Annotated in this window: 7 protein-coding genes; all 7 read left to right on the forward strand. The window is 48.7% G+C overall.

Annotation, left to right across the window (positions count from 1 at the left end; genetic code table 11):
• The first annotated feature begins 461 nt into the window (after window positions 1–461).
• Window positions 462–1,457, forward strand: coding sequence for a thiamine pyrophosphate-dependent dehydrogenase E1 component subunit alpha (locus LCM00_RS06740; RefSeq protein WP_224899263.1), 996 nt, complete (start codon window positions 462–464; stop codon window positions 1,455–1,457).
• A 12-nt stretch (window positions 1,458–1,469) separates the two neighbouring features.
• Entirely contained in the window at window positions 1,470–2,453 is a 984-nt protein-coding gene (locus tag LCM00_RS06745) for an alpha-ketoacid dehydrogenase subunit beta (protein ID WP_224899266.1), read from the forward strand.
• Window positions 2,454–2,644: 191 nt separating this feature from the next.
• Window positions 2,645–3,949 (forward strand): dihydrolipoamide acetyltransferase family protein, encoded by a 1,305-nt coding sequence (locus LCM00_RS06750; RefSeq protein WP_224899269.1) that lies wholly within the window; start codon window positions 2,645–2,647, stop codon window positions 3,947–3,949.
• Window positions 3,950–4,141: 192 nt separating this feature from the next.
• Entirely contained in the window at window positions 4,142–6,001 is a 1,860-nt protein-coding gene (locus tag LCM00_RS06755) for a methylmalonyl-CoA mutase subunit beta (RefSeq protein ID WP_224899272.1), read from the forward strand.
• On the forward strand, window positions 5,994–8,189 hold the full coding sequence (scpA, locus tag LCM00_RS06760; RefSeq protein ID WP_224899275.1) for a methylmalonyl-CoA mutase: 2,196 nt from the start codon (window positions 5,994–5,996) through the stop codon (window positions 8,187–8,189). Before LCM00_RS06755 ends, scpA begins: the two co-directional genes overlap by 8 nt.
• Entirely contained in the window at window positions 8,189–9,310 is a 1,122-nt protein-coding gene (meaB, locus tag LCM00_RS06765; RefSeq protein ID WP_224899278.1) for a methylmalonyl Co-A mutase-associated GTPase MeaB, read from the forward strand. The genes scpA and meaB overlap by 1 nt, the downstream gene beginning before the upstream one ends.
• Before the next feature lie 257 nt (window positions 9,311–9,567).
• A complete protein-coding gene (locus LCM00_RS06770; protein WP_224899281.1) occupies window positions 9,568–10,005 on the forward strand; it encodes a BrxA/BrxB family bacilliredoxin in 438 nt (145 codons plus the stop codon).
• Window positions 10,006–10,153 lie beyond the last annotated feature (148 nt).

Consider the following 10,153-nt stretch of genomic DNA (forward strand, 5'->3'; position numbering starts at 1 on the left):
CAGAGCCGACAAGCATAAGACGCGCAAGAATAAAAGGCGTTCTTTGCCTTTAATTCTTGGGTGGCTTATGACTCGAGGCTCTAGCCGCCGGAGCTGGACAGAAAGAAAAGCGGAGGCGACTGTTCAGGTGCGACAAGCTTAAGGCGCTTTGGAATTGAAGGTGTTCTTTACCTTCGGTTCCAAAGTGACTTATGACTCGAGCACCTAGGAGCCGGAGCTGGACAATTAGAAAAGCGGAGGGCGCTTGCTCAGCCCCGACAAGCATAAGACGCTTTAGGATAGAAGGCGTTCTTTGCCTTCAATCCTAAAGTGGCTTATGACTCGAGGGGCTAGCGCCCGGAGCTGGACAGAGAGAAAAGCGGAGGGCGCTTGCCCGCTGTATTTCTAACATTATAAGTTTATTAACAACACAAAAGAGCCCCGCGCTCTTGCTACATATTGAAATTTGAGGAGGCAAACAAATGGCTGAAAATCGTCATAAAGATTTAGGGTTAAGCGATGATAGGGTAATGAAAATGTATGAAACCATGCTGCTGGCCCGCCGGATTGATGAGCGGATGTGGCTTTTAAACCGTGCAGGCAAAATCCCCTTCGTTATTTCCTGCCAGGGACAGGAGGCAGCACAGGTAGGCGCTGCTTTCGCCCTTGACACTGATAAGGATTATGTACTGCCATACTACCGGGATATGGGCGTGGTGCTTACATTCGGAATGACGGCAACAGAGCTGATGCTGTCAGGTTTTGCAAAGGCTGAAGATCCGAACTCAGGGGGCCGCCAGATGCCAGGCCACTTCGGGCAGAAGAAAAACAGGATCGTAACGGGATCTTCCCCAGTTACAACTCAGGTCCCTCACGCTGTAGGAATTGCCCTTGCAGGAAAGATGGAAGGAAAAGATCTTGTAACCTTCACTACCTTTGGAGAAGGATCCTCCAATCAGGGTGACTTCCATGAAGGTGCAAACTTTGCAGGAGTCCATAAGCTCCCTGTCATCTTCATGTGTGAAAACAACAAATATGCGATTTCCGTCCCGATTGAAAAGCAGCTGGCATGTGAGAATGTTGCCGACCGTGCTGTTGGCTATGGAATGCCCGGCGTGACTGTTGACGGAAATGATCCGCTTGAAGTTTACAAGGCTGTGAAGGAAGCTGCCGACCGCGGCCGCCGCGGAGAAGGTCCTACACTCGTTGAAACAGTGTCGTACAGACTGACGCCGCACTCATCAGATGATGATGACCGCAGCTACCGTGCACCGGATGAAGTGGCTGAAGCAAAGACAAAGGATCCGATTATCACTTTTGGCGCTTATTTGAAGGAAACAGGCCTGATGAATGATGAGCTGGAAAAAGAAATCAATGACCGGGTAATGAAACTGGTTAATGAAGCAACTGAATATGCAGAAAACGCACCGTATGCCGATCCGGAACATGCGATGAAATATGTCTATGCTGAGAAGTAAGGGGGAAGGAAAATGGCTGTAATTTCTTATATTGATGCCGTAACTATGGCAATACGGGAAGAAATGGAAAGAGATCCAAAAGTATTTGTTCTAGGGGAAGACGTTGGGAAAAAAGGCGGCGTATTTAAAGCGACTCAAGGCTTGTATGAAAAATTTGGCGAAGAGCGCGTAATCGATACCCCGCTTGCTGAATCTGCCATCGCGGGTGTTGGAATTGGTGCAGCGATGTACGGAATGCGCCCGATTGCAGAAATGCAATTTGCCGATTTCATCATGCCTGCCGTTAACCAGATCATTTCGGAAGCTGCCAAAATCCGTTACCGTTCAAACAATGACTGGAACTGTCCGATGGTCATCCGTGCCCCATATGGCGGGGGAGTCCATGGTGCCCTTTACCACTCCCAGTCCGTTGAAGCCGTATTTGCCAATCAGCCAGGACTGAAGATTGTCATGCCTTCTACACCATATGATGTAAAAGGGCTGCTGAAGGCAGCTATCCGCGATGAAGATCCGGTCCTGTTCTTCGAGCATAAGCGGGCATACCGCCTGATCAAGGGAGAAGTCCCTGATGATGATTATGTACTGCCAATCGGCAAAGCAGATGTGAAAAGGGAAGGCGAAGACATCACAGTCATCACTTACGGCCTTTGTGTGCACTTCGCCCTCCAGGCTGCAGAGAGACTTGCGAAGGACGGCATTTCTGCACATATCCTTGATTTGAGGACTGTGTATCCGCTTGACAAAGAAGCAATTATTGAAGCTGCTTCCAAAACAGGAAAAGTACTTCTCCTTACAGAAGATAATTTAGAAGGAAGCATCATGAGCGAAGTGTCCGCCATTATCGCCGAAAACTGCCTGTTTGAACTGGATGCGCCAATCAAGCGTCTTGCAGGGCCTGATATCCCGGCTATGCCATATGCGCCAACAATGGAAAAATACTTCATGGTCAACCCTGACAAAGTAGAAAAAGCCATGAGAGAACTCGCTGAGTACTAGAAAAGCGGAGGCGACTGTTCAGGTGCGACAAGCATAAGACGCGGAAGAATAAAAGGCGTTCTTTGCCTTTGATTCTTGTGTGGCTTATGACTCGAGCACCTAGCGCCTGGAGCTGGACAGAAGAAAAGCGGAGGGCGCTGCCTTGGCAGCGCCGCCCATAAAAAAATATATAGCAATGGAGGTTATGCCAATTGGCTATTGAACAAATAAAAATGCCGCAGCTTGGTGAAAGTGTGACAGAGGGCACCATCTCCAAGTGGCTTGTTTCCGTCGGCGATACAGTAAATAAATATGACCCTTTAGCTGAGGTCATGACAGATAAAGTGAATGCAGAAGTCCCATCTTCTTTTACCGGTGTAATCAAAGAACTGATTGCCGGCGAGGGAGACACACTCGCCGTCGGTGAAGTGATTCTGACGATAGAAGTTGAAGGCGGCAATACTGACGAGGCAGCAGGAAAAGAGAATTTTAAAACAGAAGAAAAGGCAGCACCTTCAGAAACTAAGCTGGAAGACAGCAGTCCATCAAAGGCAAGATACTCGCCTGCAGTGCTAAAGCTCTCCCAGGAGCACGGCATCGACCTGAACCTTGTGAACGGGACAGGTGCAGGAGGCCGCATTACAAGGAAGGATCTCCAGAAGCTGATTGATTCAGGGAATATTCCTCAGGCCGAGGGAAGGCAGGAAGCGCCGGCAGCCTCGCAGAAGGCACAAGAGCCTGCTGCACAGCCTCAGGTTCAAGCTGAGCCGGCAGCAAAGCAGCCAGCTGCTGCGCCAAATGTTTCAGTCATGCCTGGAGATATAGAAATTCCAGTAACAGGTGTCCGCAAGGCAATTGCCGCAAATATGCTTCGAAGCAAGCATGAAGCGCCGCATGCGTGGACAATGATGGAAGTAGATGTTACAAATCTTGTCGACTACCGCAACTCCATCAAAAATGAATTCAAAACAAAGGAAGGATTCAACCTTACTTTCTTTGCATTCTTTGTCAAAGCGGTAGCCCAGGCGCTTAAGGAATATCCGCAGATTAATTCAATGTGGGCAGGGGACAAGATCATCCAGAAAAAAGATATTAATATTTCCATTGCAGTCGCAACGGACGATGCGCTGTTTGTGCCAGTAATCAAGCATGCTGATGAAAAAACGATCAAAGGCATCGGCCGTGAAATCGCAGAGCTTGCCGGCAAAGTGCGCAGCGGCAAGCTGACTTCAGCAGAAATGCAGGGCGGCACATTTACAGTCAATAATACCGGCTCATTTGGGTCTGTCCAGTCAATGGGCATCATCAATTATCCTCAGGCTGCAATCCTGCAGGTTGAATCGATTGTTAAGCGCCCGGTCGTCATGAACAATGGCATGATCGCAGTCCGGGATATGGTCAACCTTTGTATGTCACTGGACCACCGTGTCCTTGATGGCCTTGTGTGCGGACGGTTTCTGCAGAGGGTTAAAGAGATACTTGAGAACACATCAATAGAAAATACATCTGTCTATTAAGAAGAACGAAAGTCGCTGCAGTTTAATCAAGCTGCAGCGTTTTTTAGCTTTGTTTGAAAAGGGAGATCGTCCTTTTGTCCTTCATTGCCAGTTGAGCTCTTGTATACTACAATAATATTAGAAAAATAATTTAGAATATTGATGAATTTCAGTTCCTGGGAGGAGGGAAGCTGCTGTCACAAGCAGCGTTCTATGAGTTATCAAGAGATGGAGAAAATATCATTTCCCGAAAAAACGATGGAAGATTGGAAGCGGGCAGCAGAATCCGCTTTAAAAGGAAGGGCGGCAGAATCGTTAGTCCGGCTAACCTATGAAAACATAAAATTGAAACCGCTTTATTCAGCGGAAACTTCAGCACTGGCTCCAATATCGCAATATCCGGGGCAGGAGGATTACCGCCGGGGCATCCACCCGCTGGGCTACAGCAAAAATGACTGGAAAATTGCCCAGAGGATTTCTGGAGAAACTGCAGAAGAACTGAAGCATGAGTTAAAGCGGGCGCTGGAGAATGGCCAGAATGCTATTGTTCTTCCTGTTGAGGAGCATTTCCTTGAAAGCTTCCCGGAAATACTGGATGGAGCTCAAAAAGAATTTCCTTTTGCCATTAATGCTGCAGGGAGTCAATCCAGCATGCTTGCTGTTCTGGAAAACCTGCCGCATTCTAAGGAGATACACGGTTACATAGGAAAGGATCCGCTGGCTGAAGCGGCATCCAATGGTCTTCCTGCAGGTCAGGTTGTAGAAGGGCTTTATGATGATTGGGCGGTTATATTGGAGAAAGCGGCTGCTGAAATGCCGAAGCTCAAGACGATTCTCGCCGATGCTGTCCCTTATCATAACGGGGGAGCCCATGCTGCGCTGGAAGTCGCAGCTGCAGCCGCTGCAGCGACAGAGCATGTGAGCAGGCTTCTGGACCGCCATCTTTCCCTTGAGGATATACTTTCAAAATTGGTCTTCAGCTTTGCATCAGGAGGAAACTTTTTTATGGAAATTGCCAAGCTGCGGGCCGCCAGAATGATATGGGGGAAAATCGCAGCAGCCTTTGGAGCTCCAAAAAAACTGCAAAAAATGGTCATTGCGTCAGAAACATCTTATTTTACAAAAACGATGGCAGATCCTTATGTCAATCTGCTTCGGTCAGCAAATGAAGCGTTTGCCGCGGTGATTGGAGGAGTCCAATACCTGCAGGTAAGAACATTCGATGAAGTTTTGGGGAATTCAGGATCTTTTTCACAGCGGCTTGCCCGCAATATACATCTGCTTCTCAGGGAAGAGGCGCATCTCCTGAAGGTGGCAGACCCTTCAGGCGGATCCTGGTATATTGAAAGCCTTACAAATGAACTGGCGGAAGAAGCGTGGAATATCTTCCTTAAAATTGAATCCTTCGGCGGCATGGCTGATGCGCTGGAGAAAGGATGGATCCAGGAACAGACAAGAGATATCCTGGAGAAAAAGAAGCATGATGCCGAGACGAGGAAGGAAAGTATAATAGGTACAAATGTATATGCCAATCTTGAGGATAAGCTGCCTGACAGGGGAGGCCAGCCTAAAAAGGAAGATTCCCTCAGCTGGACAATCAGGCCGCTTCACCAGGAGAGGCTATCAGCCACCTTTGAGAATCTCAGGATAAAGGCTCAGGAATTGGGACGCGGCGGCGGGCAATTGCGGGCAGGGCTGATTTCGCTCGGGGAATTAAAGGAGCATAAAACAAGAACCGACTTTGCTGCCGGCTTTTTCGCTGCTGGGGGAATCGCTGCCGAACACAGCCCGGGTGTCCTTGGCTTTTCTGATGCAGAAGAGCTTCTGGAAAGGGGATATACCTGCTACTGCATTTGCGGCACCAATCAGCAGTATGAGGCTGCTGGAAAACAGCTGCTGAAAGAATTAAAGGAGAAGTATCCGGATTCAGTTGTTTATCTTGCAGGGCTTCCCGATTCACCGGCGGATGAATGGAGAGGGCTTGGCATTCATGACTTTATCACTGCCAAAAGCAATGTCTGTTCAATTCTTGCAAACCTACTAGAAGAAACAGAGGTGAAATTGAATGGCTAACAAACCGGATTTCAAGAGCATCAGTTTGTTCGGCGCAAGCCAGAAAGAACCGGAAAATGACTGGAAGCAGGAGGCAGACAGGCTGGCTGAAGGGGATGCCGGCAGCCTGCGGTTCGAGACCAATGAACATATTGAGATCAAGCCGCTGTATACAGAATCAGATATTAAAGGGTTGGACCATCTGGATGATAAGCCAGGTCTGCCGCCGTATACCAGGGGCCCTTATGCGACCATGTATGTCAACAGGCCATGGACGGTCCGCCAGTATGCCGGCTTTTCAACGGCAGAAGAAAGCAATCAGTTTTACCGCAGAAACCTGGCAATGGGGCAAAAAGGATTATCGGTTGCCTTTGATCTGGCTACACACAGAGGCTATGATTCTGACCATCCGCGCGTGGTAGGTGATGTTGGAAAAGCGGGGGTGGCCATTGATTCGATCATTGACATGAAGACCCTGTTTGACGGGATTCCGCTTGACCAGATGTCTGTGTCGATGACAATGAACGGCGCTGTCCTGCCTGTCATGGCATTCTTCATCGTTACGGCCGAGGAACAGGGTGTAAGCCAGGAAAAGCTGTCAGGAACGATCCAGAACGACATTCTAAAGGAATATATGGTCCGCAATACATATATCTATCCGCCGGAAATGTCGATGAAGATCATTGCCGATATTTTTGAATACACCTCACAATATATGCCAAAGTTCAATTCTATCAGTATTTCAGGCTACCATATGCAGGAGGCGGGGGCGCCTGCAGACATCGAACTTGCCTATACGCTGGCAGACGGGCTTGAATATGTCAGGACCGGTCTGAAGGCCGGAATTGATATTGACTCTTTTGCCCCTCGCCTCTCCTTCTTTTGGGCAATTGGGATGAACTATTTTATGGAAGTGGCCAAAATGCGGGCGGCAAGGTATATCTGGGCGAAAATGATGAAATCCTTCGATCCGAAAAATCCGAAATCCATGGCTTTGCGGACGCATTCCCAAACATCGGGGTGGAGCCTTACTGAGCAGGATCCATTCAACAACGTAACAAGGACGCTGATAGAAGCACATGCAGCTGCAATGGGGCATACCCAGTCACTGCATACGAATGCTTTGGATGAGGCCATTGCCCTTCCGACTGATTTTTCCGCAAGGATTGCCCGCAATACCCAGCTTTATCTGCAGGAAGAGACAGGCATCACAGATGTGATCGACCCGTGGGGAGGATCCTACTATGTAGAATCTTTGACCAATGAGCTGATTCAAAAAGCATGGCAGCATATTGAAGAAATTGAGAGCCTGGGAGGAATGGCCAAAGCGATTGAGACCGGTCTCCCGAAAATGCGGATCGAAGAAGCGGCTGCCAGGAGGCAGGCCCAGATTGACAGCAGGAAAGAAACAATCGTCGGAGTCAATAAATACAGGCTTGAAAAAGAAGATCCGATTGACATACTGGATATTGATAATACAGCAGTAAGGCTTAAGCAATTAGATAAGCTTGAAAAGCTGAAGAACACCAGGGACAGTGAAAAAGCTGCCGCGGCGCTTGATGCCCTTGCGAAAGCTGCTGATACAGGAGAGGGGAACCTTTTGGACCTTGCGGTGAAGGCTGCCAGGGCCAGAGCCACACTCGGGGAGATCTCTTTTGCAATCGAGAAATCAGCGAGGCGCCATAAAGCAGTCATCCGTTCTATCAGCGGTGTATACAGTTCTGCTTTTACCAACGAGGAAGAAATTGCCGAGGTGAAAAGCCTTACGGACGGATTCCTTGAAAACGAAGGAAGGCGTCCGAGAATCCTTATTGCCAAGATGGGACAGGACGGCCATGACAGGGGAGCGAAGGTAATTGCCACAGCATTTGCTGACCTGGGCTTTGATGTGGACATCGGACCGCTTTTCCAGACCCCGGCCGAAACAGCTCTTCAGGCAGTGGAGAATGATGTCCATGTGATAGGCATGAGCTCACTTGCTGCCGGCCATAAAACACTTCTTCCACAGCTGGTTGAAGAGCTTAAAAAGCTGGGCAGGGAGGATATACTCGTCATAATCGGGGGAGTGATACCAGCTCAGGATTATCAATATTTATACGATAACGGAGCAGCAGCCATTTTCGGTCCCGGGACGGTCATTCCTGCCGCTGCCCAAAAGGTCGTGCAGGAGATCTACAGAAAGCTTGGCTATGAGGAAGTGGCTGAATAATGAAGGACAAAAAGCCGAGCTGGCATGATGGCGGTCCGCCTGACCTTTTCTCCACTTCCCTTCGTGAGGGGAAAGAGATGGCCGGCCCCCCGTCTTTTGTGCAGAAGGGCCCGAAATTTCAAAAAAAGAAGGCGGATCATCTGTCGGTGGATGAGCTGAAGAAGGGGATTCTTTCAGGAAACAGGAGCCTCCTGGCGAAAGCGATCACGCTGGTAGAGAGTAATGCAGAGCGTCATTTCAGGACTGCTCAGGAATTGCTGCAGGAGGTTCTTCCCCATACCGGCGATTCCATCAGAATCGGCATTACTGGAGTGCCCGGGGCAGGAAAGAGCACCTTTATTGAAGCGTTCGGGAGCCTTTTGTGCGGTCAGGGGCATTCAGTGGCAGTGCTTGCGGTCGATCCGAGCTCAAGCATCAGCGGCGGAAGCATTCTTGGCGATAAAACGCGGATGGAAAATCTCTCGAGAAATCCAAATGCCTTTATCAGGCCTTCAGCTGCAGGGGGGAAGCTTGGCGGCGTGCACCGGAAAACGCGGGAGACCATGCTTTTGTGCGAGGCGGCAGGCTATGATGTGATCATCGTTGAAACAGTCGGAGTCGGCCAGAGCGAAATCATTGTCAGAGAAATGGTCGATTTCTTTATGCTGCTTGTCCTGACGGGGGCCGGGGATGAACTCCAGGGAATGAAAAAAGGTATCATGGAGATTGCAGATGCCATAATCGTCAATAAAGCAGACGGTGCAAATGAACCTCAGGCATTGAAGACAAGAGAAGAATATTCCCGCATTGTCCATTTTCTCCAGCCTGCTACAAAGGGCTGGGAAACGAAAGCGCATGCCTGCTCTGCCCTGACCGGGAAAGGCATCCCGGAAATTTGGGATGACATTGAAAGTTTTAAGGGCTCTGCCTCCCATTCCGGCGTGTTCAGCCAGAGGAGGCGGGAGCAGACGAAGGAGTGGATAAACAGCATGATAATGGATCAGCTTCAGTATAGCTTCTTCCAGCATCCTGATGTCAGAAAAGAGCTGCCGCAAATGGAAAATGAAGTTATATCGGGCGGCAGGACGGTTGCTTCTGCCGTCGAGCATTTATTTGCTCTCTTTAAAGAGGCAAGAAAATAAAAAAGCGGCCGGTGTTCAACGGAACACCGGCCATATCTAGGGAGTTTAGGGGTATGGATCTAGCTGTACTGTTATCATTCCCCAATATCTGGCTAATAAACTTTATTTTAGAATTTTATTGGTTTATACTGGACGGATTTTATTATTGCTTGCCTAAGCAAGCCTCTTTGAGTTGAATGCATTGAAAAGAGCAGCATGAAATTGCTATTATTAGAAGAGATATAACTCAAATTATTTAATATGAGGGGCGATAAAGAATGAATATGGATTTTAATTTGTTTATGAACGATGTCGTTCGCCAGGCCCGCCAGGAAATTGTGGCAGCCGGATATACAGAGCTTACTACTGCGGAGGATGTGGATAATGCGCTGTCCCAGAAAGGCACTACGCTAGTCATGGTCAATTCTGTCTGCGGCTGTGCCGGCGGGATTGCCCGCCCTGCTGCAGCTCACTCTCTGCATTATGATAAGCGTCCTGACCAGCTTGTGACGGTCTTTGCGGGACAGGACAAGGAAGCGACAGAAAAGGCGCGATCTTATTTTACCGGATTCCCTCCATCATCACCATCCTTCGCACTTATGAAGGACGGAGAAATCATCAAAATGGTGGAGCGTCATGAGATCGAAGGGCACGAACCGATGGCAGTAGTCCAAAAGCTTCAGGATGCTTTTGATAAATATTGCGAAGAAGTCTGATTATCATACAAGGACCCCCCTGCTGAGTGGAGGCCACTGAAAAAGTCTCTAAATTAAAGAAAAGGCAGAAACGTTGAATTTTGAAAAGCGTTTCTGCCTTTTTTTTGTTTATAATTGAATCATTACTATAAGTGGGTGGTTTCTAATG

This window comes from Bacillus infantis (assembly GCF_020171945.1).
In the GTDB taxonomy this organism is placed as follows: Bacteria; Bacillota; Bacilli; order Bacillales; family Cytobacillaceae; genus Bacillus_AB; species Bacillus_AB infantis_A.